The organism is Streptomyces sp. NPDC050535 (assembly GCF_044457665.1).
Lineage (GTDB): Bacteria > Actinomycetota > Actinomycetes > Streptomycetales > Streptomycetaceae > Streptomyces.
Genome location: NZ_JBITHE010000003.1, coordinates 102,115 through 124,689, shown reverse-complemented (window position 1 = coordinate 124,689; position 22,575 = coordinate 102,115). Strand labels below are relative to the sequence as shown.

The window sequence follows — 22,575 nt, the reverse complement described above, 5'->3', positions numbered from 1 at the left end:
TGAGGCGCCCCTCAGTCGCGGACCGCCACGCGCTCCGCGCCCGCCTCCTCCTGGGTGGACTGTGCCTGAACGGCCTCCCCCTGCCCTGACCGCACGCCCTGAACGGACTTGACGACCACGAGGGACTCCGGCGACCGCCGGGTCCGCAGCCCCGGCAGGCTGATCAGCAGGCCAACGAAGGCGATCGCCGTCACCACCATCAGGCCGGGCCGGTAGCTGTCCAGGACGGCCTGAGGCGAGGAACCGCCGGAGGAGTTCGCGGCCACGACCGCCGTCACGACGGCCAGGAAGATCGCACCGCCGACCTGTACCGAGGTGTTGAGGAGGCCGGAGACCATGCCCTGCTCATGGTCGTCCACGCCGTTGGTGGCCTGGATGTTGAGCGAGGGGAAGATCAGCGCGAAGGCCCCTCCGATCAGCACCATCGACGGCAGGATCAGCGTCGCGTACCCCGGGTCGAGGCTGACCCGCAGGAACAGCGCGTACCCGACGATCATCAGCACGAAGCCCACGGCGATCAGTCGCTGAGTGCCGAACCGGTCGACGATCGCACCCATCTTCGTCGCGGACAGGGCGACGATCGCGCCCGCGGGCAGGAAGGCGAGCGCGGTGTGCAGCGCCGACCAGCCGAGCAGGGACTGCATGTACAGAGTCACCAGGAACTGGAATCCGACGTACGAGCCGAAGAGCGTCATCGCACCGAGTTGGGCGCGGAGTTGGTCGCCGGAACGCAGTACGCCGAGTCTGACCAGCGGACCGGCCGACCGCTGCTCGATCCGCACGAAGACGGTCAGCAGGACGGCGACGGCGAGGAAGGACAACAGCGTACGGGCCGAGGCCCAGCCGCTCTCCGGTGCCTCTACGACGCTGAAGACGAGAAGCAGCATCGACGCGGTGCCGATGACCGCGCCGGGGATGTCGTAGCCGTTGTGGTCCTTCTCGCGCTCACTGTGCGGCAGGAGTTTCAGGCCGGCGAACAGCGCGATCAGGGCGATGGGTGCAGGGAGCAGCATGGTGAGGCGCCAGCTGGCCTCGGTGAGCAGGCCGGAAAGGACCAGGCCCATCGAGAAGCCGGTGGCGGCGCAGGTGGTGTAGATCGACAGGGCGCGGTTGCGCAGTGGGCCCTCGGCGAAGGTCGTGGTGATGATCGACAGGCCCGCGGGCGCGGTGAACGCCGCGCTCAGGCCCTTGATGAAGCGGCTGGCGATGAGCAGCGGGCCCGAGTCGACGAGTCCGCCGAGCAGCGAGGCGAGCGCGAAGACACCCAGGGCCACGAGGAACACCTGACGGCGGCCGAGCAGGTCGGCGGTGCGTCCGCCGAGGAGGAGCAGGCCGCCGTATCCCAGGATGTAGCCGCTGACGATCCATTGGAGCGTCGAGGTGGAGAGGTCGAGTTCGGAACCGATGGACGGCAGCGCGACGCCGACCATCGACACGTCCAGCGCGTCCAGGAACATCGCGGCGCAGAGCACCAGCAGGGTGCCCCACAGCCGAGGGGTCCAGCGTCCCTCGGTCGCGGAGGTGGTGAGCGGAGAGGTCATGCCGGAGACAGTACATGCGCATGCATTGAATGCAAATGCATTTAATGTCGATGCAACAAACCGGATTGTTTGCTACGGTGCGCCCATGGCGGCGAAGAAGGCCGAGCAGGGGCTCGTGAACCAGTGGCGCGACATCCTCGCGGTGCATGCGCGCACTCTCTGCGAGCTGGACCGCGAACTGCACCGGCACGGCCTCGGGGCCAGCGACTTCGAGGTGCTCGACGTGCTGGCCGAGGGCGCGGCGGCGGACGGCGGTGCCTCTTACCGTGTGCAGGAGATCGCCGATCACGTCCACCTGAGCCAGAGCGCGCTGTCCCGGCTGATCGCCCGACTGGAGCGGGACGGTCTCGTGACGCGCGGGATGTGCCCGGAGGACCGTCGCGGTGTGCGCGTCTGCCTCACACCGAAGGGGCGCGACCTGCACGGCGAGGTGCTGCCGGTGCAGCGCGCGGTGCTGACGCGGATGCTGGCGGGCCAGGACCCGGGGGACTGACGGCTCGGTCTGTCCTGGGTGGCTGTCCGGGGTGGGTAGGTGCCGAGTCGGGCGGCTCGGGGGTTAGTGCTGTCCGACGGGCCTCGGCCGATGGTGACCGGGCCTCGGTCGACGACGAGTCAGTCGGCCATGAACCCGATCACGGGTGCTCCGGGCGGCATTCCGAGCGCCGCCGTCGTGCCGCCCGATACCAACGTGCGGGTACGGCCCAGGCGTTCGAGCAGCGTTGTTCGAGCTCATGTCGGCCGGAGTTGGCCTATCCGCGGCCGGGCGTTGCCGGGGACAATGAGGCGTTGGTCTGGCTGGAGCGGGGCTCGCGGGCGCTATGGGGTCGTGTCCCGCGTGCCGTCACGTGTCCCCGGAGGGATGTCGGGTACGGGCGCGGCCTTCGCAACCGCTCACGCACCAGCACCAGCAGCAGCACGGAGGCACGGCACGCCTGGTGATCAGTCGGGCGCCCGGTGATCAGTGGGGCGAGCCCGGACCTGACCGACCGTTCTTCGGGGGAGATTCGGTGATGAGAGCCCGTACGACGACGACCCGTTCCCGCGTCATGACCCGTTCCCGGCTGGTCGCCTCGGTGTCGAGCCTGCTCGTGGTGGTGGCGCTGGCGGTGTCCGGCCCCGACGCGACCGCCGCGCCGACGGCCCGCCCCGCACCGTCCGCCGCCTCGGTGGCCGGTGCGACCTCGGCCGTCGAATCCCTGGGTATCGCCGGGACGACCTGGACCGTCGACGAGCGCACCGGGAAGCTGCGGGTGCTCGCTGATTCCACGGTCGCGGCTGCGGACCTGGTCGGACTCCGCCAGGTCAACGACCGTTTCGCCGGTGCCGTGACCGTCGAACGGCTCGAGGGGCGGCTGCGCACTCTCGTCTCTGGCGGCGACGGCATCTATGCCTCCGGTTGGCGCTGCTCGGCGGGGGTCAACGTGCAAAGCGGCTCCACCTACTACTTCGTCACCGCCGGCCACTGCACCGACAACCTGCCCACCTGGTACACCAGTTCCGCCATGACGATGCTGATCGGCCCCACCACGGGCGCCAGTTTTCCCGGCGACGACTTCGGCGTCGTCCGGTACTCCAACTCGGCCGTGCCACGCCCCGGCACCATCGGAACCGTCGACATCACAGGCACCGCGACCGCCTACGTCGGCCAGAGTGTGTGCCGTCGGGGAGCGACCACCGGTGTCCGATGCGGCGTGGTCACCGCACTGAACGCGACAGTCAACTACGCGAGCGGAGACGTCGTCTACGGGTTGATCCGGACGAACATCTGCGCAGAGCCGGGGGACAGCGGCGGCCCGCTCTACGCGGGCGACAAGGTCATCGGCATCCTCTCCGGCGGCTCCGGGAACTGCACCTCGGGCGGGACCACCTACTACCAGCCGATCCAAGAAGTGCTGAGCGCCTACGGGTTGTCGGTCTACTGACGGAGCGTCGGACGCACCCGAAGTAACCTCAACTTCGGGCCCGCGCGCCGTCGGGAGCGAGGGTGGGGGCGCCCACGGCTGCTGCCAAGACCGTTCGGCCCAGGCCCGATCGGCATCGCGCCGTCCCGTGACCGTACTCCCGTGACCGCCCCGGTGCCCCATGCCTCCGAGCAGCGGGCTGGTCGCTGAACACGCCTCGTCGCCATGGCGTTCGGGAAGCCGCGGGGGCTTCCACGAAGGCGGCAGCACGCGTCGGCGCATGTCGTCGCCCGGTGGGCCTTTCGGCGTATCGCCCACCCGTTCCCCGTATCGCCCACCCCGCTCTCCGTGTCACACGCCGGGCTTCCCCGTGTCACACGCCGGGCCTCGCCACGTCACCCTCCGGGCCTCGCCGCCTGACCGGCCGCGCGCGACCTCAGTTGACGGTGGCCTCCCCGGCCCTCTCGTCGCCCCCAAGCTCAACCCACGATGGGCCGTCGTGCTCATGCCATTGACAAACGGAAGTGAAGCCAGAAATCTGTCCTTCGAGAGCAAAGTTCTGATCGAATCACGCAAATTACCGACTACATGGCGGTAATCCTCGGCAGGCGGACCCAGGTCCACCCCTGCCACCTCGCGTACCTTCGCGCTTCACCGTTGACCTGCCGGCCCCAGTCGGCACCTCTTCACCTCTCGCAGCACGCTCCCCCCGTCGTCCCCCTGCCATGGAACGAGGACGCCATGAGACGGAAGCGATTCGGCCTACGGACGACCATTGGGCTGCTCTTCGCCAGCCTGGTCACCGTCGGTCTCCAACCCGGCACCGCGGCCGCCGGAACGGCCGCCGAACCAGCCGCTGTCCGCGGACCCAATCTGGCGCTCGGCAAGAGCGCCACGACCAGCGGGTCCAACAGCGGCTATCCCGCCACGAACGTCACCGACGGCAGTCAGCAGAGTTACTGGGAAGGCCCGGCCGGGTCGTTCCCGCAGTGGATACGCGTCGACCTGGGCGGGACCGTCGAGGCCAACCAGGTCGTCCTGAAGTTGCCCACCACCTGGGAGGCCAGGACCGAGACCCTCGCCGTCGAGGGCAGTACCGACGGATCCACCTTCACCTCCCTGTCCGGCTCGGCGGCCCGTCGCTTCGACCCGGCCGGCGCCAACACTGTCACCGTGGACTTCACCGCCCGCAGCGTGCGCCATGTCCGTGTACAGGTGACCGCCAACACCGGCTGGAGCGCGGCCCAGTTGTCCGAGGTCGAGGTCTACGGCACCGACGGAGGAGGCGATCCCGAGGAGCCGCCCGTCGACGGAACCAACCTCTCGCTCAACAAACCGATCGAGGCCTCGTCGTCGGTCCAGTCGTTCACGGCGACCAACGCCAACGACGGGCAGGTGGGAACCTATTGGGAGTCCAACGGCCACCCCGCGACGCTGACGACCCAACTGGGCGCGAACGCGGACCTCAGTGGGATCACCCTGAAGCTCAACCCCGACGCGGCCTGGGCGACCAGGACGCAGAACATCGAGGTTCTCGCGCGTGAGCAGTCCGCCAGCGCCTTCACCTCGATAAAGGCCGCCGCCGACTACACCTTCAACCCCGCCTCGAACGCCAACACGGTGACGATCCCGGTCACCGGCCGGTACACCGACGTGCGTGTGAGGTTCGCGCGCAATTCGAGCGGATTCGGCGCGCAGGTCGCGGAGTTCGAGGTCATCGGCGCCGCGGCCCCGAACCCCGACCTCGTCGTCACCGACCTGACCTGGACGCCGGCGTCACCCACCGAGTCGGACACCGTCACGGTCCGCGCGACGGTACGCAACTCCGGCACGGCCGCCTCACCCGCCACCACGGTGAACGTCAGCCTGGACGGCACCGTCGCCGGCAGCGCCCCGGTCGGCGCACTCGCGGCGGGTGCCTCCGAAACCGTCTCCGCGGCCGTGGGCAAGCGGGCCACCGGCAGCTACACGGTCTCCGCCGTGGTCGACCCGACGGACACCGTGCCCGAGACCGACAGCACCAACAACAGCCGTACCGCGGCTACCAAGTTGACCGTCGCCCAGAGCCCCGGCCCCGACCTCGAGGTCAGCGGCATCGCGACCAACCCCGCCAGCCCGGCGGCGGGCGCGGCCGTGTCCTTCACCGTCTCGGTGCACAACCGCGGCACCTCGGCAGCGTCCGCCGGTTCCGTGGCACGCGTCCAGGCGGGGAGTACGACACTCAACGGCACGGCGGGTGCTATAGCCGCGGGTGCCACCGCCAACGTCACCATCGGCGGGACATGGACCGCCACCAGCGGTGCGAGCGTGCTCACCGCGACCGCGGACGCCACGAACACCGTCACCGAGACCAACGAGGGCAACAACATCTTCTCCCGCTCGATCGTGGTCGGCCGCGGTGCCGCGGTGCCGTACGTCGAGTACGAGGCAGAGGAAGGGACCTACCAGGGAACCCTTCTGACGACCGATCAGCAGCGGACCTTCGGTCACACCAACTTCGCGACCGAGTCCTCGGGCCGTGCGTCGGTGCGCCTCAACTCCACCGGCCAGTACGTGCAGTTCACCTCCACGAGCCCGGCCAACTCGATCGTCGTACGCAACTCGATCCCGGACGCGGCGAGCGGCGGGGGCACCGAGGCCACCCTGAGTCTCTACGCGAACGGCACCTTCGTACGGAAACTCAACCTGAGCTCCAAGCACAGCTGGCTGTACGGGAACACCGACCAGCCCGAGGGGCTCACCAACACCCCGCAGGCCGACGCGCGCAGGCTCTTCGACGAGTCGAACGCGCTGCTCTCGCAGAGTTACCCGGCGGGCACCACCTTCCGGTTGCAGCGCGACGCCGGTGACACCGCGTCCTTCTACATCGTCGACCTGATCGACCTGGAGCAGGTGGCACCGCCCACCGCGCAGCCGGCCGGCTGCGTCTCGATCACGCAGTACGGGGCCGTCCCGAACGACGGCATCGACGACACGGACGCCATCCAGCGTGCGGTGACCGCCGACCAGAACGGGCAGATCGACTGCGTGTGGATTCCGTCGGGCCAGTGGCGCCAGGAGCAGAAGATCCTCACCGACGACCCGCTCAACCGGGGCGAGTACAACCAGGTGGGCATCAGCGACGTCACCATCCGCGGTGCGGGCATGTGGCACTCGCAGCTCTACACCCTCACCCCGCCCCACCAGGCGGGCGGCATAAACCACCCGCACGAGGGCAACTTCGGGTTCGACATCGACGACAACACCAAGATCTCGGACATCGCCATCTTCGGCTCGGGCACCATTCGGGGCGGCGACGGCAACGCCGAGGGCGGCGTCGGTCTCAACGGCCGCTTCGGCCAGGACACGAAGATCAGCAACGTGTGGATCGAGCACGCCAACGTCGGGGTCTGGGTGGGGCGCGACTACAGCAACATCCCCGAGCTCTGGGGCCCCGGTGACCGGCTGTCGTTCACCGGGATGCGGGTCCGCGACACCTACGCCGACGGCATCAACTTCGCCAACGGCACCCGCAACTCCACTGTGGAGAACTCCTCGTTCCGCAACAACGGTGACGACGCGCTCGCCGTGTGGGCGAGCAAGTACGTCAAGGACCAGGCGGTCGACGTCGGCCACGATAACCACTTCCGCAACAACACGATCCAGTTGCCGTGGCGGGCCAACGGCATAGCCGTCTACGGCGGTTACGGCAACACCATCGAGAACAACCTGATCTACGACACGATGAACTACCCGGGCATCATGCTGGCGACCGACCACGACCCGCTGCCCTTCTCCGGGCAGACGCTCATCGCCAACAACGGGCTGTACCGCACCGGCGGTGCGTTCTGGAACGAGGACCAGGAGTTCGGGGCCATCACCCTGTTCGCCCAGGGCCAGAACATTCCAGGGGTCGTCATCCGCGACACCGACATCCGCGACTCGACCTACGACGGCATCCAGTTCAAGACCGGTGGCGGCTCGATGCCGAACGTCCAGATCACCAATGTCACCATCGACAAGTCGAACAACGGCTCAGGCATCCTCGCCATGAGCGGCGCCCGAGGCAACGCCACTCTCAGCAACGTCACCATCACCAACTCGCGCGACGGCGACATCCTCGTCGAACCCGGCTCGCAGTTCGTGATCAACCAGGGCGTCACGTCAGTGAGTCCCCAGAACCGGCAGCCGTAAGGCTTCCCGTTCGCAGCAGCACAGTTGATGGGCCCGCTCCGGAAAGGGAGCGGGCCCATCGGCGCGTGGGCAACACCGGCACCGCGACCGGCGCCTGGACGCACGGTCAGGCGCCGATCGAGTTGAGCGCGTCGAGCAGTCGAGACTTACGGGCGAGTCCTCGACTTCGAGTACTCACACGCCGACGCGGGACCCCTGAGGATCGTGGTAGCCGGTGTCGCGCGACTCCAGCCAAGTGTTGCGCCATGCCTCGGAGTTGTCGTTACGCCACAGCAGACGTACGACCCGGGTCCGGTGCGGTCCGAGCGCGGTGGTGTCGACGAACGCGGCAGGGCGGAGTGCCCGGGCCGCGCACTCCCCGGATGCTGGTGTACGTCGATGTTGGTCACGTCACTCCTCCCACCATGGCGCGCAAGGCACTTCGAACGTCTTCGGACTCCAGGACGTCGCGACTCACCCGCTCCACGTCCGCCCCGCAGGGCCGGTCGTCGTCCAGGCGGGGGACGAGCTCACGGATCGTGCGGTGCAGGAGCGCGGGCCCCTGCCCCAGGGCGGCGGGCGCGGCCAGGTCCACGGCCTGCGCGGCCACCAAGGCCTCCACCGCGAGGAGTTGACGCAGCCGAAGGAGCATGGTCGTCAGTCGGCGTGCTCCGAGAGCCGCGTTGGTCGAGTCGTCCTCGACGGCGTCCGCGCCGTGGCGGGGGTCGTTGCACACCGGTGCGGACAGCATGCGGATCTCCGCGACGAGCGCCTGTGCCGTCTTGGTCAGAGGTGCGAAACCCGAGCGCTCGGGGCCGTACGAGGTGAGGTTCGCGGGCAGGCCGCTGACGCCGGGGTTGAGCAGCCGACGCATGCGTTCGGCGGAGATCGCGGCCGTCTGTGTCAGGGCCAGCGCGAGGGTGTCGAAGGCCAGGGCCAGCGCCGGGGTGTGGAAGTTGCCGGACGAGAGGATCTCACCGGTGTCGGCCAGCACCACCGGATTGTCGCCGCAGCCGTTGAGTTCCGGCGCCAGTGCGGCCGTGGCGAAGTCGAGTGCGGCGTGCAGAGCGCCGTGCACCTGGGCCGCGCACCGCAGGCTGACCGGGTCCTGGACCCGCCGTGCGTGCCTGGGGTCGCCCAACTCGCCACCGCTCAGCAGGGCGAGCAGCTCCCGCGCCGCCAGTGACTGACCCGGCGCGGGACGCAGGTCCAGCACGCGGGCGTCCAAGGGGCTGGTGTTCGCCCGGAAACCCTCGAAGGTCAGCGCGGTGACCGCCTGGCCGAGCAGGAGGACGGCCGCCGCCTCGTGGAGCGCGAGGGCGCCGTTTCCCGCGGCCAACGGGCTTGCGCTGCACAGGACATGGCCGTCCTTGGGACCCAGCTCCACCGGGGTGAGCCCGGCCCGCCGCAGTGCCGTGGCGCCGTCCAGCACCTCACCGGAGAACTCGGCACGCCCCTCACCGATGACGGCCAGACCGACATGGGCCATCTGGCACAGGTCGGACGCACCGATCGAGCCGACCTCCGGAATCACCGGATGCACACGCGAGTTGAGCAGCCCGACGAGCGCGTCCAGGATCTCGGGCCGCACGCCACTGCCACCGCTTGCGATCCCGTTCACCCGGGCGAGAAGGGCGGCGCGTACGACGGGGACCGGCAGCGGATCGCCGACGGCGTTGGCGCGCCCTCGGACGGTACGGACACTGAACGCCGTGAGTTCCGCGCGTGGCAACGCGTACGAGGACCGGCTGCCAAGCCCCGTGGTCAGCCCGTACGTCGGCACGTGGCGGTCGACGATGTCATCGACGACGGCGCGCTCGCGCACCAGCCGCGGGAACACCTCGTGAGCCAGGGTTACTCGGGCGCCGCGGTGGGCCACCGCGACGAAGTCCGCGCAGGTGAGCGTTCGTCCGTCGACGACGACCGGTCCGGCGGGGGCCGCGCCCGTCATGAGAACCGCAGCTTCTGACCGAGGCCGCGTGCCTGGGCCTTCGCCAGCATGGCGGCTCCCAGCGCGATGTCGGAGAGCGAGAGTCCGCGGTGCCAGAAGAGCGTGGTCTCCTCGGCGCGTTCACGGCCGGGTTTGTCGCCGACGACGATCTCGCACAGCTCGCCGTGCAGGGTCTCCTCGCTGAGCCTGCCGGACTCGACATGGGCGCGCAGCGCGCCGAACGGCCCGGACCGGCACTGGCCCCAGTCGTCGACGACGATCTTGTCCATCACGTCGGTGAGGGAGAGTTCGACCGCGCTCATCGTTCCGTACGGAACGACCAGGGCACCCGGGGCGATCCACTCGGTCTTCAGCAGCGGCTCCGGACGCTCCAGCCGGGAGGCCTCCACCACGATGTCCGCGCCCTCGACACAGGACTGCCAGTCCTCGGTCACGATGACTGGCTTCCCGAGGTCGCGCTCCAGCCGCTCGGCGAAGGCCTTGCGGCTCTCGGGCCGGCGCGAGTGCACGCGTATCTCGGTGAGGTCGAAGATCCGGTCCAGCAGGCGGACGTTCCAGTACGACGTGGCGCGGGCGCCGATGTGACCGAGCACCTTGGCATCGGGGCGGGCCAGATGGCGTGCCCCGAGCGCGGTGAGGGCACCGGTGCGCATCTCGGTGATCGCGGTGGCGTCGAGAATGGCGACCGGCATGCCGGTGCGCGGGTCGAAGAGGTTGAGCAGCGCCATTTCGGAGGGGAGCCCCGATTTGTAGTTGTCGACGTAGTCGCCCACGATCTTGACCCCGGCCAGCCCGAGCGGGGCGACATAGCCGCGCAGCACGTTGAAGTGCCCGTTGAACGCGGGATCGGGCGTCAGGTGCACACGCGGTTCGATGACCGTCTCTCCGCGGCCCTGGGCGAGCAGCCCCTGCTCGACGGCGTCGAGCACCTCGGAGTCGGACAGCTGAAGCCGCTCGATGTCCGAGCCGTTCAGGAATGTGAACCGGACCGGTTCCATGAGGTGGCTCCCTAGGTGGGGATGGCGGACGGTACGACGTCGGCGGTGTGGCCGAAACAAGCCTGTCGAGGCAACTATCAAAGCGGTTGTGGTTTACATGGAAAGGCGCATTTCATAACAAATTTGGAGAATCCGGGCGCCTCGGCTACGGCTTCGCAGGAACGTAACGCGCCGTTTACGAAAGAGCATTGACTGCTATTCAGTCACCGGCAACTCTGCATGACCATATGCAGTCGGGGTAAGGGGCAGCCTTGATCAGGTTCGACGCGGTGAGCAAAAACTATCCAAACGGCACGACGGCCGTGGACGAGCTGTCCCTGGAACTGGCCGAGGGCGGCATCACGGTCCTGGTGGGCCCCTCCGGCTGCGGCAAGACCACGACGCTGCGCATGGTCAACCGGATGGTGGAGCCGACGGCGGGGACGGTGAGCCTGCGAGGCCGGGACATCCGCGAGATCCACGCCCCGGAGCTGCGCCGCGGCATCGGTTACGTGATCCAGCACGCCGGTCTCTTCCCGCACCGCACCATCCTCGACAACATAGCGACGGTGCCCCTGCTGCTCGGCTGGAGCCGGAAGAAGGCCCGGGTGCGGGCGGCGGAGCTGCTGGAACTGGTGGGGCTGCCGGGCGAGATGGCCAAGCGCTATCCGTACCAGCTCTCCGGCGGGCAGCAGCAGCGTGTCGGGGTGGCCAGGGCGCTCGGTGCCGACCCGCCGGTCCTGCTGATGGACGAGCCGTTCAGCGCGGTCGACCCGATCGTGCGCGGAGAGCTGCAGGCCGAGTTCATCCGGCTCCAGAAGGAGCTGCACAAGACGATCGTCTTCGTCACCCATGACATCGACGAGGCGATCAAGCTCGGCGACAACATCGCGGTGTTCCGTACCGGCGGCAAGCTCGCGCAGTTCGACACCCCCGAGCGGCTCCTCGCCCATCCCGCCGACGACTTCGTGGCCGACTTCGTGGGCCAGGACCGCGGTATCCGCCGGCTGTCCTTCGTCAAGGCGGCCGACCTGCCGCTGCGTGACGGTCCGGTGCTGGCGGCGACCACTTCCGTGGCACGGGCCCGGGCCGCGGCCGAGCCGTGGGTGCTCGTCGTCGACGGTGAACGGCGTCCCCTCGGCTGGGCCGCGGTCGCCGAGCTGCCGACGGGGGGCACCCTCGCGGAGGTGCCGTTGACTCCCCTCGGCCACACCTTCAGCCTCGTCCACGACTCGGCGCGGGCCGCCCTCGACGCGGCGCTCCTGTCGCCCTCCCGGCTCGCGGTGGGCGTGGACGGGGAGGGCGCCGTCATCGGCGTCGCGGACGCGTACGAGCTGTCGGCGGCGATGGCCGACGACACGGCGGACGGGACGGCCGCGGACGCGATAGCCACGGACGCGATGGCCACGGCCAAGACTGCCGCGGCCGGGCCGGCTGGCGGAGAGCAGGCCGTCGTAAAGGCGGCCACCGCAAAGCCAGTTGCCGGAGAGCCGGCCGACGCGAAGCCGGCCGTGAACGGCACAGTCACCAGATCAACGGCCGGCGACGAGCAGGACACCGACCCCGCGGGCGGTGGTGAGCGATGAACGACGGGGAGCCACTGATCCGGTGGGACTGGATCGGAGATCATGTCGACGAACTGGCCCACTACACCGGTGTCCATCTGCAACTCGGCCTGCTGCCAGTGCTGTTCGGCCTGGTCATCTCGGTGCCGCTCGGCATCCTCTGCCATCGTTGGCGATGGCTCTACCCACCGGTCCTGACCGTCACCAACGTGCTGTACGCGATCCCGTCGCTGGCCATGTTCATGATTTTCGTCCGCTACACGGGGCTCACCGAACGCACGGTGATGATCCCGCTGACGCTCTACACCCTGTCCGTCCTGGTGCCCAACGTCGTGGACGGGCTCGCCTCGGTCCCCGAACCGGTCAGGCAGGCGGCCACCGCGATGGGATTCAGCACGGTACGCCGTGTCGTCCAGGTCGAACTGCCCATCGCCGTACCGGTCGTCGTGGCCGGCGTACGCGTCGCCGCCGTCTCGTCCATCAGCCTCGTCGCCGTGGGACAACTCATCGGACAGGGCGGCCTCGGCTTCTACATCACCCGGGGGCTCCAACTCGACTTCCCGACCCCGATCATTACCGCGATCGTGCTGATCATGCTGCTCGCGCTCGCCACCGACGCCGTCCTGGTCCTCGCGCAGCGTCTGCTCACCCCGTGGGCCCGCGGCAAGGGGGCGGCGGCATGAACGATCTCGTGAACCAACTCCGGCTGGTGGGGGACTGGTTGACGTCCTCGGAGCAGTGGCAGGGCGACGAGGGAATCCCGCATCGGCTCCTGGAACACCTCACGTACAGCGGTATCTCGCTGCTGTTCGCCGCCCTGATCGGGCTCACGTTCGGACTGCTGGTCGGCCACACCGGCCGCGGGGCCTTCGCCGTCGCCAGCGTCGCGAACCTCGCCCGCGCGATCCCCACCTTCGGCCTGGTGGTCCTCGTCGTCACGCTCGCCGGACTCAGCACCACACCCGTCCTGGTCGCCCTGGTCGCGCTCGCGGTCCCGCCGATCCTCATCAACACCTTCGAAGGCGTACGGGGGGTGGACGCCGACACCCGCGACGCCGCACGCGGGGTGGGGATGACCGAGTGGGAGGTGCTGGTAAAGGTGGAGGCGCCGATGGCGCTGCCGCTGATCCTGCTCGGACTGCGGGTCGCCGCGATCCAGGTCGTGGCCACCGCGACCATCGCCGCCTATCCAGGTCTGGGAGGCCTCGGCCGCTTCATCGTCGACGGTCTCGCCCGCAACGACTACGAACTGGTCATCGGCGGCTCCACTGTCGTGGTCGTGCTGGCCCTCATCGTCCAGGTGCTCTTCACCGCTCTGCGGCGCTTCCTGGTCTCGCCGGGCCTCCAAGGCCCCGCGACCAGGACCTGAGTTCTCACAGTTCATGCGTTTCTGAGCCCGTTGGCTCATGAGAAAGGAAAAAACCCATGAGAGGCATCTTCCGTGGCGCCGCGTTCGGCCTGATCGCCGCACTGTCGCTGAGCGCCTGCGGCAGCGGCGACAGCGACGACAATCCGCTGTCGGGAAGCAGCGGTGACAGCGACGGCAAGGCCCTCGTCGTCGGCTCGGCGAACTTCCCCGAGAACCAGCTCCTCGCCGAGATCTACGCCCAGGCCCTGGAGGCCAAGGACCTGAAGGTGACCCGCAAGTTCGACATCGGTGCCCGCGAGGTCTACTACGACCAGATCGTCAAGGGCGGCATCAGCGTCTTCCCCGAGTACAACGGCGCGCTGCTGGCCGTCGCGGTCGACGAGAAGAGCACCGCGACCAGCACCGAGGACATCAACGCCGAGCTGAAGGCGAAGCTCCCGTCGTCGGTCGAGATACTCGACTCCGCGGCGGCCGAGGACAAGGACTCGGTCACGGTCACCCCCGAGACCGCGGAGAAGTACAACCTCAAGACGCTTGCCGACCTCAAGCCCGTCGCGGGCGACATGACGATCGGCGCCGGCTCCGAGTTCAAGACCCGCACCCAGGGCGGCGTCGGTCTGAAGACCGTCTACGGGGTCGAGTTCGGCAAGTTCCAGCCGCTCGACGCGGGCGCGCAGAGCACGCTGATCGACCTGCTGAAGTCGGACAAGGTGCAGGCCGCCAACATCTACACCACCGATCCGGCCATCATCGAGGACAAGCTGGTGGTGCTGGAGGACCCGAAGAACCTCTTCTCCTCGCAGAACGTCACGCCCCTGGTCTACAAGTCGGCGGTCAACGACACGGCCCAGGCCGCGCTCAACGGTGTCTCCGCCAAGCTCACCACCGAGGACCTGCTGGAGATGATGAAGAGGCTGGTCAACGACAAGGAGGACGCGAGCACGGTGGCCAAGGACTGGCTGACGGAGGCCGGTCTCGCCGGCTGACCGGGGTGATCTCCGCGTCCCCCGGGCAGGCCGATCCAGGGCGGGCGGTGCCGGAGTGGGCTCGACCACCCCGACACGGCCCGCCCTGCGGTGAGTTCCGCCGGGCAGGAGCGAGGGACGGGCGCGACCGGCTGGGGGATCGGGATGAGCGAGAGCGACGCTGACGAGGCCGGTACACCGGGCGCGTCCGCCCGCCTGCACCAGCTCTTCGAGGGACGTCGGCTGACTCCGACCCAGCGCCGCATCGCGCACTGCCTGGTCCGGCAGGCCGCGGCCGTGCCCTTCCTGTCGAGCGTGGAGCTGGCCCAACTGGCCGGGGTGAGCCAGCCGTCGGTCACGCGCTTCGCCGCCGCCCTCGGCTTCGACGGATATCCGGCGCTGCGCAGACACCTGCGGGAGGTCGCGCCCGACGCTGTCGCCGTGGACGGGCGGCCGAGCAACCAGTACCAGGAAGCGGTCCAGGCCGAGATCGACAACCTGCGGCAACTGGCGTCCCATCTCGCCGACGCCGGGCCCCTGGAACGCGCGGGCCGGCTGCTCGCCGCCTCACGGCCACTGCCGGTGCTCGGACTACGCGCCTCCGCCGCCCAGGCAGGCGGCTTCGCCTACTTCGCCGCGAAAGTGCATCCCGACGTACGCCTGCTCGACGAGGGCGGCTCGTCGCTCGTCGACCGCATCGACAGCGCCCGGCGCGCCGGGGCGAGCACCCTGCTGTGCTTCGCGCTGCCGCGCCACCCGCGCGAACTGCTCGACGCGCTGGACCATGCCCGCGACACGGGACTGACCGTGGTGACGATCGCCGACGGCACGTTCGCCCCGGTGGCCGCGCACAGCGACCTGCTCCTTCCGGCCGCCGTGGGCACCGGCCTGGTCTTCGACACGGTGAGCGCCCCCATGCTGCTGGGCCAGGTTCTCCTGGAGGTGATGTGCGACTGCCTGCCGGACGCTCAGGTCCAACTGGAGGAGTTCGACGCGCGGGCGGCGGCGCGAGGGCTGTTCGTCGACTGAACGGTTCGTCCGTCGGCGGGTCCCGTCCCCTGACAGCCGAATGCCGCCGGATGAGGAGCAGCCGCGTCATGTGGGCGGAAGGTGCTGGTCAGCGCCGTATGGGCGAAGCGCGGGGCCGTACGGCGGACGCGTGACCGGTTGCGGGGAGGAGCGGCGGTTCTCACCGTGGCCCCAAGAGCAGCTCTCGAAAGGACTGTGCATGTCTTCCCTTGTTTCCCGCGGACTCCTCCTGTCACCTCTGGTCTGCGCCGCCCTGGTCTTCGGCCCGCTCGGCACCGCCGCTGCCGCCGTCGACGTATCCCGGTCGGCTTCCGGTGGTGCTGCCGCGGCATGGTCCTCCGCCGACTCCGAAGCGGTACAGGAACGGCTCGACGTACTCGACAGGGCGAACCACGCCGACGAACTCACCCCCCTGCTGGATGCCCTGTCCCCCCTCGCCCAGCGGGGGGCCGGCCCGCTCGACGCGGTCGAGGCGGCCGGTCTCGCCACGGCGGTGGAGACGGCGAACACGTCCCTCCAGCAGCGTCTGAATGAGCGGGCCGGCGTCCCGGCGGACCGGGCGGCGGCCGCCGCCGACCCGGTCTCCGATCTGGTGGCCCAGCTCCGGTCGGCGATCGACGAACTGGTCAAGGGGCTGACCTCGCTCGACCTCGGCGCCGTGCTGGGCTCGGTGACGGGCCTGCTGGCGCCGGTGCTCGACCTGGTCACGGGGCTCCTCGGCGGCGCGACCTCCGCGGTTCCGGCGCTTCCGGAACTGCCGGCGCTCCCCGCTCCCGGCAGCCCGGCGGACGTCTCGTAGCAGCCGTCGCGTGATCGGCGGGGCGCGGAGGAACCATCTCCGCGCCCCGCCGTTTTTCGTCCACGGGCGTGAACCCGCCCGGAACTCCCGCCGGTTCACGCTTCGATGACCTCACGCCGGTTCACGTTTCGATCCACCGGCACAGCGGAGAGTTGGTGGGCCACCAGGGGTGTGAAGGCACCCTGGTGATGGCGATCATATTGACATGAACCTGCGGTCCGACGGACGGGCCGCAGCCTCATGGAGGTGTGGATGCACCGCAGACTCGCCGCCGGCCTTGCCGCCTCAACTCTGGCCCTGATCACCGTCGTCGGTACCGCCACAGCGGCCGACGCGGCTCCCGCCGACAAGCCCCAAGTCCTGTCGAACTGGACCCAGACCAGCGCGTCGAGCTACAACACCTGGAACGCCGCCCGCACCAACCAGGCTGCCTGGTCCGCGTACGCGTTCGACTGGTCCACCGACTACTGTTCCTCGTCGCCGGACAATCCGTTCGGCTTCCCCTTCTCCACGTCCTGCGCCCGCCACGACTTCGGCTACCGCAACTACAAGGCCGCGGGCACCTTCAGTACCAACAAGTCGCGCCTCGACAGCGCCTTCTACGAAGACCTCAAGCGCGTCTGCCTCAACTACAGCGGCGCGACGCTGACTTCATGCAACGGCACGGCGTGGACGTACTACCAGGCGGTCAAGCTGTTGGGCTGAGACCGTCGGCCGCGAAGAACCGGGACGCCGCTCATGCGGCGTCCCGCACTCGTCGACGATCCGCTCAGCCGGCCACCGGCTCACCAGGCCTGTCCTGGAGGGCCGTTCGGGGTGCCGGTCGGCTGATGCCGGACAGATCGTGGACGGTGACGCTGTTGCGGTCGGCGACCGAGCGGCCCAGAGCGTGGTGCGGCCACAGCCCCGCCGCCACCCGGCGACTGCGCTCGCCCCATTCGCGAGCCGCCGCGCTGCTGGACTTGTAGTGGTTGAGGGCGAATCCGCCGGTGTGGATCCGGAGCAGACAGAAGCCGCCGGGATAGTCCTTGACCGCGCCGACCTCCTGCAACGTCACATGCGGGGCCTGCGGCAGGACGGTCCGCTTGTTGCGGTGGGTGTGGCCGGCGTGGTGGAGGAAGACGCCGGGGGCGGCGGCGTAGGCGTCGAGGACGGCACGGGCATGGCGCCGCCCGAGCTGCTGTCCCCTGGTCACGGGGAAGACGGAATCCCGTACGGTCAGCGGATGGTGGCCGAACACCACGGTGGGCTGATCCGACTGTTCCCTCAACCGGTCCTGGAACCAGGACAGTTGCTCGGCGCCGAGCCCGCCCGCGTCGGCGCCGTGCCCCTCCTTCACGTACGTGTCGAGCCCGATGATCCGCAGTCCGCCGAGGTCGTGGGCGAAGTACGAGGGTGCCCCGCCGCCGAGGAACCCCGTACGGAAGGCGTCCGTGTCGGCGTGGCCGGGCCGGGGACGGTCGTGGTTCCCCCGTACGACGAAGTAGTCCCGCCCGTGCGCGCCGAACCCGTCCAGGATCCGTTTGGCCTCGGCCAGGTCCCGAGGCGCACCGCCCGCCGAGATGTCCCCGGCGGCCAGCAGCACGTCCGCCCCACGACGCCGGGCCTCCTCGACCACCGCCCGGCTCATGATCTCCGGGTACGGCGCGAGGCCCGCCTCCTGTGACACTCCGCGCATCAGCGGTACGCCGCCGACGAGACCGGCGGTGGTCTCCCCGACGTGCAGGTCGTTGCAGAGGGCGATCGTCAGCAGGTGCCGTCCGGGCGGGGGTTGCGGGGTGGTGAACGAGTACGGGCCTCCGCGTGTCCCGAGCCCGTAGCGGTTGGTGCCGACGGCGTTGCCGCGGATGAGGTGCAGTGAGGTGGGAGTGGCGGCCACGCCCCGTGAGCGGGCCTGGTAGTAGTACGTCTGCCCCGGCTCCAGGCCCGTGAGCTCCACATGGTGGTGCGCGGTGGGCCGGACCTCCGAGGCGCTGCGGTTCAGCCGGGTCGGGTGGGTGCCGTAGACGACCTCGCCCTCGGTGACCGCGGGGAGCATGTGGCCTGTTCCGTCGTCGGTGCCCGGTATCCCGGTGTGCCAGGTGATGACGGCGCGGTCCTCGGCCAGGGTGACCAGTTCCAGGTGTACGGCCGCGAGGAGGTCGGGGGGATGGCGGCGGCTCTGGTGCGCCGTGCCGTGCAGGGCGGCCCTCAGCAGGGCGGGGGCGAGGAGGGCGCCGGAGCGCAGGACTTCGTAGGGAGCGGGCAGGGCGGCCAGGGCGGACAGGGCGGCGAGGGGTGCGGAGAGGCAGCAGCGCATGTCCGACGGGTGCCCACGCGCAGTGAACAGCGGCGGTGTTACCGACGGCGGCACCAGGTATGGCACGCGACATCTCCGTCCGGGCGCGGCTCGGCGTGATGGATCCGGCCCGGTTGGGTGGCCGGCGGTCAGCTCGTCGACAGCGTCTTGCTGAACGGAGTGACGGGGCGCTCCAGGCGCCTGCCATCCACCGTAATGTCCACCGCCTCGTTGTAGAAAGCGATGAGCCCTGTGACAGCGGCCACGGCGGGCAGTGGCTCGGGGTAGCTCCAGACGAGGTTCGCCGGGACGTCGGCGTCGCCCCGCCACGACCAGTACTCGGCGGTTCCCTTGTACGGGCAGCCGGTGCTGAGGTCGGTGGGGGCGAGGAGTTCGAGGCGGACGTCCTCGCGCGGCACGTAGTACCGCACCGGCAGTCCGGTCTCGAAGAGCAGCACGGGACGCCGGCTGTCCGCGACGACCGTGCCGTCGATCTCGACCCGCACATGGCGGCTGCTCGGCAGGGCGTCCACCCGCTTGTGCGGGTCCCGGGGATGGATGAAGATCTCTTCCTCCTCCTCGTACCAGTGGTCGAGTCCCCGGCCGCTGCGCCGGAACCACTCGAAGGCGATGTGGCCGGCCAGGTCCTCGGCGGGGAACGTCCAGGCCGCGTTCTCGACCACCTCGCCGGCGACCTCGAGGTCGTAGAAGATCCGCGAGCCCGTGTGCGTGCCCGTCCGGGGGTTCTCCGCCGGGCGGAGCAGGTCCTCGCGCACCTCGGCGCGGGGGAAGGCGTACATCGGAACGGGCAGGTCGGGCTCCCACACCAGGACGGGGTGCCGGCTGTCGACGACGGTGACGTCGCCCTTGCGGCCGCGCACCCAGCGTTCGCTGGGCTCCCACAGGAGGCCCTCCGGGGTGGTCCGTACCGCTCGCGCGGTGGGGAAGGCACTCATCGTCCGTTCTCCTTCGGTCGGTTGGGACCCTCGGATGTCCGGCGGTTCTGCCCTGACACCTCCGAAAGCAGTGTCCCCACGTACGCCTCCCACCGCGAGCCGATCACCGGCCGCCGACAGCGGAGTACGGCGGTCAGACAGCGATGACGCCGACTCCCGCCTCCTCGAACGCCCGCACGGTCTCCTCGGTCACCGCCGTGTCCGTCACCAGGGTGTCCACCGACTCGGCCGCGCAGATCCTGGCGAAGGCACGCCGGCCCAGCTTGCTGGAGTCGGCGGCGACGATCACGCGCTCGGCCCGTTCGCAGAGCAGCCGGTTGATCGCGGCCTCCGCCTCGTCGTTGGCGGCCGCGCCGTGGGTGACGTCGAAGGCGACCACGCCGAGCACGGCCACGTCGACGGTGATCTGGCCGAGTACACCGTCGGCGAGCGGGCCGATCAGCTCGTACGACTGCGGGCGGGCGACCCCGCCGGTCACCACGATCTTGAACTGAGGGCGCACGGCGAGCTCGTTGGCGATGTTGAGCGCGTTCGTGACGACGGTCAGCGCGGGCGAACCGTTCGCCAGATCGGGGCGCACCGCCAGAGCGCGCGCCACCTCCGTGGTGGTCGTGCCGCCGGTAAGCCCCACTGCCTCGCCGGCTGTGACAAGGCCGGCCACCGCCTTCGCGATCCGCTGCTTCTCGGAGGCTCGGCGGGCGCTCTTGTAGCGCAACGGCAGTTCGTAGGAGACCCCGTGCACGACCGCGCCGCCGCGCGTGCGGACGAGCATCTGCTGCTCGGCGAGCTGGTCGAAGTCGCGCCGGATGGTCGCGGCCGACACCGCCAGCCCGGTCGCGGCCTCCTCGACGTCCAGCCGGCCCCGCTCCACGAGCAGTTCCAGCAGCGCCTTCCAGCGGGCGTCGCGCGACATCCGCACTCTCCGTTCCTCGATCTTCCGCGACCCTAGCGCACCCTTCCTCCGTCCAAATGCTTGATTCTGCTTGAAAACTCGCTATATCTTGCACGAACGAGCATCTTTGGGGAGGGGTGGAGCATGACGCATGTCGAGGACGAGCTCAGCAGTCAGCCCGAGTGCTGGATCCGCGCCGCCGAGCAGGCCGCGGCGCACGGCGGCGCACTGCCGACGGCGGGGGAGCGGGTCGCGATCGTGGGGTGCGGGACCTCGTTCTTCATGGCACAGGCCGTCGCCGCACTGCGCGAACGGTCGGGCCAGGGCGAGACGGACGCCTTCGCCGCGTCGGAGTTCCCGGGCGCCCGCTCCTACGACCGGGTGGTCGCCCTCACCCGGTCCGGCACCACCTCCGAGGTGCTCGGGCTCCTCGCGAGCCTGAAGGGCCGTACGCGCACGACGGCGATCACCGCCGACCCGCGCACGCCCGTGATGGAATCGGCGGACGAGGTCGTGGTGCTCGGCTTCGCGGACGAACGGTCCGTCGTCCAGACCCGGTTCGCGACCACCGCGTTCACCCTGCTCCGCGCCCACCTCGGCCTCCACACGGACGCCGTCGTCGCCGACGCGCGAACCGCTCTCGAGTCCCCGCTGCCCGAAGGGCTCGTCGGCTGCTCGCAGTTCACCTTCCTCGGCCGCGGCTGGACCGTCGGGCTCGCCAACGAGGCCGGGCTCAAGATGCGCGAGGCCGCGCTGGCCTGGACCGAGGCCTACCCGGCGATGGAGTACCGGCACGGTCCGATCAGCGTCACCACGCGGGGCACCGCCACCTGGATGCTCGGTGACGCGCCCGAGGGCCTGGCCGAACAGGTGCGGGGCACCGGCGGACTGTGGGTGGCCGGCGGGCTCGACCCGCTCGCCGAACTCGTCCGTGTCCAGCGTCTCGCTGTCGCGGTCGCCGCGGCTCGCGGGCTGGACCCGGACCGGCCGCGCCACCTCACCCGCTCGGTGATCCTTCCCGGGGCACCCAGGTGAGCCGGCTCAACCACGCGTCGAGAAGGAGGAGTCGTGCCACTCGCGGCAACCGGTGAACTGGTCCTCGCGGCCGCCGAGGCGCGGACCGCGGTCGCCGCGTTCAACGTCATCACCCTGGAGCACGTGGAGGCGGTCATCGCGGGCGCCGAGTCCGTGGACGCGCCGGTCGTCCTCCAAGTCAGCGAGAACGCGGTCAGGTTCCGTTACGGACGGCTGCTCCCGCTGGCCCGTGCCGCGTCCGCCGCGGCCGAACGCGCCGCCGTTCCCGTCGCGTTGCACCTCGACCACGTCCAGAGCGACGAACTGCTGCGGCAGGCGGCCGACGCCGGGTTCAGCTCGGTGATGTACGACGCCGCCCGGCTGCCGTACGAGGAGAACCTCGCCGCCACCCGGGCCGCCACCGACTGGGCACACGCCCAGAACCTCTGGATAGAGGCCGAGTTGGGCCAGGTCGGCGGCAAGGGCGGCGAGCCCGCGCTTGACGCCCACGCGCCCGGCGCCCGCACCGACCCCGCCGAGGCCCGTGCCTTCGTCGCCGACTCCGGGGTGGACGGCCTGGCCGTCGCGATCGGCAGCTCGCACGCCATGACCAGCCGGACCGCAGCCCTCGACCACGCCCTTCTCAAACGCCTGACCGCGGCACTGGGCGTCCCGCTCGTCCTGCACGGCTCCTCAGGAGTGCTGGACGAGGAACTGGCCGCGGCCGTCGCGGGCGGCATCGCCAAGGTCAACGTCGGAACAGCGCTGAACCTCGCGATGACCACCGCCGTACGGGAGTTCCTCGCCGCCCATCCCGAAGCCGTGGACACGCGCAAGTACCTGGGCGTGGGCCGGGAGGCGATGGCGCGGGCGGTGGCGCGGCTCATCGGCGTACTGCGCGGGTGACCTCAGGAAGCCCCCGTCCCGACCAGCTTCTCGAAGAAGAACTCGTGCTTGAGGAACGACACGTCGTACTCACCCCCTGGATACGGCGGTATCAACTGCGCCGCCTGGAACAGACGCCAGCCGTCCTCAAGGGCGTGCACCCCGGAGGCGTACGGCGGCTCGTCGCCGTCCCCGGCCGTGGCGGAGGTGCGGCCGGTGCCGTCGTAGAACGACCAGCCCACCACGTCCGCGTCCAGCGCCGAGGTGGCCAGATAGAGAACGAGCACCTGCTGACGAATGG

19 protein-coding genes are annotated in these 22,575 nt (G+C 69.9%); 12 read left to right on the top strand and 7 right to left on the bottom strand.

All coding sequences use genetic code 11. From position 1 onward, the window contains the following. Positions 1–11: 11 nt before the first annotated feature. Positions 12–1,541 carry an MFS transporter gene (locus tag ACIBLC_RS08605; RefSeq protein WP_399210010.1) on the bottom strand — a complete coding sequence of 510 codons (1,530 nt, stop codon included), beginning with the start codon at positions 1,539–1,541 and terminating at the stop codon, positions 12–14. Positions 1,542–1,626: 85 nt separating this feature from the next. Between ACIBLC_RS08605 and ACIBLC_RS08600 the strand changes: the two genes are divergently transcribed. From ACIBLC_RS08600 to ACIBLC_RS08590, 3 genes are all read left to right on the top strand, one after another. Then, on the top strand, positions 1,627–2,034 hold the full coding sequence (locus tag ACIBLC_RS08600) for a MarR family winged helix-turn-helix transcriptional regulator (protein WP_399210009.1): 408 nt from the start codon (positions 1,627–1,629) through the stop codon (positions 2,032–2,034). Between the two features lie 517 nt (positions 2,035–2,551). Then, positions 2,552–3,463: a S1 family peptidase gene (locus ACIBLC_RS08595; protein ID WP_399210008.1), complete on the top strand. Its 912-nt coding sequence runs from the start codon at positions 2,552–2,554 to the stop codon at positions 3,461–3,463. A 720-nt stretch (positions 3,464–4,183) separates the two neighbouring features. Then, complete coding sequence (locus ACIBLC_RS08590; RefSeq protein WP_399210007.1) at positions 4,184–7,615, top strand: CARDB domain-containing protein; 3,432 nt, start codon at positions 4,184–4,186, stop codon at positions 7,613–7,615. 385 nt (positions 7,616–8,000) lie between these two features. Here the strand turns inward: ACIBLC_RS08590 and hutH are convergent, their stop codons facing one another. Further along, positions 8,001–9,545 (bottom strand): histidine ammonia-lyase, encoded by a 1,545-nt coding sequence (gene hutH, locus ACIBLC_RS08585; protein ID WP_399210006.1) that lies wholly within the window; start codon positions 9,543–9,545, stop codon positions 8,001–8,003. Next, on the bottom strand, positions 9,542–10,543 hold the full coding sequence (locus tag ACIBLC_RS08580) for an ornithine cyclodeaminase family protein (RefSeq protein ID WP_399210005.1): 1,002 nt from the start codon (positions 10,541–10,543) through the stop codon (positions 9,542–9,544). Before ACIBLC_RS08580 ends, hutH begins: the two co-directional genes overlap by 4 nt. A gap of 251 nt (positions 10,544–10,794) precedes the next feature. Here ACIBLC_RS08580 and ACIBLC_RS08575 point away from each other — a divergent pair, with 251 nt between their 5' ends. From ACIBLC_RS08575 to ACIBLC_RS08545, 7 genes are all read left to right on the top strand, one after another. Then, entirely contained in the window at positions 10,795–12,108 is a 1,314-nt protein-coding gene (locus ACIBLC_RS08575) for an ABC transporter ATP-binding protein (RefSeq protein ID WP_399210004.1), read from the top strand. After that, entirely contained in the window at positions 12,105–12,770 is a 666-nt protein-coding gene (locus tag ACIBLC_RS08570) for an ABC transporter permease (RefSeq protein WP_399210003.1), read from the top strand. The genes ACIBLC_RS08575 and ACIBLC_RS08570 overlap by 4 nt, the downstream gene beginning before the upstream one ends. Further along, entirely contained in the window at positions 12,767–13,456 is a 690-nt protein-coding gene (locus ACIBLC_RS08565) for an ABC transporter permease (RefSeq protein ID WP_399210002.1), read from the top strand. Before ACIBLC_RS08570 ends, ACIBLC_RS08565 begins: the two co-directional genes overlap by 4 nt. Positions 13,457–13,512: 56 nt before the next feature. Beyond that, a complete protein-coding gene (locus tag ACIBLC_RS08560; protein ID WP_399210001.1) occupies positions 13,513–14,442 on the top strand; it encodes an ABC transporter substrate-binding protein in 930 nt (309 codons plus the stop codon). 144 nt (positions 14,443–14,586) lie between these two features. Beyond that, the gene (locus ACIBLC_RS08555) at positions 14,587–15,450 is read left to right on the top strand and encodes a MurR/RpiR family transcriptional regulator (RefSeq protein WP_399210000.1); all 864 of its coding nucleotides are present in this window, start codon (positions 14,587–14,589) and stop codon (positions 15,448–15,450) included. Between the two features lie 199 nt (positions 15,451–15,649). Continuing rightward, positions 15,650–16,249 carry a hypothetical protein gene (locus ACIBLC_RS08550; protein ID WP_399209999.1) on the top strand — a complete coding sequence of 200 codons (600 nt, stop codon included), beginning with the start codon at positions 15,650–15,652 and terminating at the stop codon, positions 16,247–16,249. A gap of 252 nt (positions 16,250–16,501) precedes the next feature. Next, on the top strand, positions 16,502–16,954 hold the full coding sequence (locus ACIBLC_RS08545; protein WP_399209998.1) for a phospholipase: 453 nt from the start codon (positions 16,502–16,504) through the stop codon (positions 16,952–16,954). A gap of 64 nt (positions 16,955–17,018) precedes the next feature. Here the strand turns inward: ACIBLC_RS08545 and ACIBLC_RS08540 are convergent, their stop codons facing one another. The 3 genes from ACIBLC_RS08540 to ACIBLC_RS08530 form a co-directional block, all read right to left on the bottom strand. Continuing rightward, complete coding sequence (locus ACIBLC_RS08540) at positions 17,019–18,548, bottom strand: metallophosphoesterase (RefSeq protein ID WP_399209997.1); 1,530 nt, start codon at positions 18,546–18,548, stop codon at positions 17,019–17,021. A 128-nt stretch (positions 18,549–18,676) separates the two neighbouring features. Then, the gene (locus tag ACIBLC_RS08535) at positions 18,677–19,483 is read right to left on the bottom strand and encodes a DUF427 domain-containing protein (protein WP_399209996.1); all 807 of its coding nucleotides are present in this window, start codon (positions 19,481–19,483) and stop codon (positions 18,677–18,679) included. Positions 19,484–19,616: 133 nt separating this feature from the next. Further along, positions 19,617–20,396 (bottom strand): DeoR/GlpR family DNA-binding transcription regulator, encoded by a 780-nt coding sequence (locus ACIBLC_RS08530; protein WP_399209995.1) that lies wholly within the window; start codon positions 20,394–20,396, stop codon positions 19,617–19,619. A gap of 123 nt (positions 20,397–20,519) precedes the next feature. Between ACIBLC_RS08530 and ACIBLC_RS08525 the strand changes: the two genes are divergently transcribed. Together ACIBLC_RS08525 and ACIBLC_RS08520 are read left to right on the top strand one after the other, a co-directional pair. Beyond that, entirely contained in the window at positions 20,520–21,410 is an 891-nt protein-coding gene (locus ACIBLC_RS08525) for an SIS domain-containing protein (protein WP_399209994.1), read from the top strand. A 33-nt stretch (positions 21,411–21,443) separates the two neighbouring features. Beyond that, positions 21,444–22,295, top strand: coding sequence for a ketose-bisphosphate aldolase (locus ACIBLC_RS08520; protein ID WP_399209993.1), 852 nt, complete (start codon positions 21,444–21,446; stop codon positions 22,293–22,295). Between the two features lie 2 nt (positions 22,296–22,297). Here the strand turns inward: ACIBLC_RS08520 and ACIBLC_RS08515 are convergent, their stop codons facing one another. Next, entirely contained in the window at positions 22,298–22,573 is a 276-nt protein-coding gene (locus ACIBLC_RS08515) for a hypothetical protein (RefSeq protein ID WP_399210435.1), read from the bottom strand. Positions 22,574–22,575 lie beyond the last annotated feature (2 nt).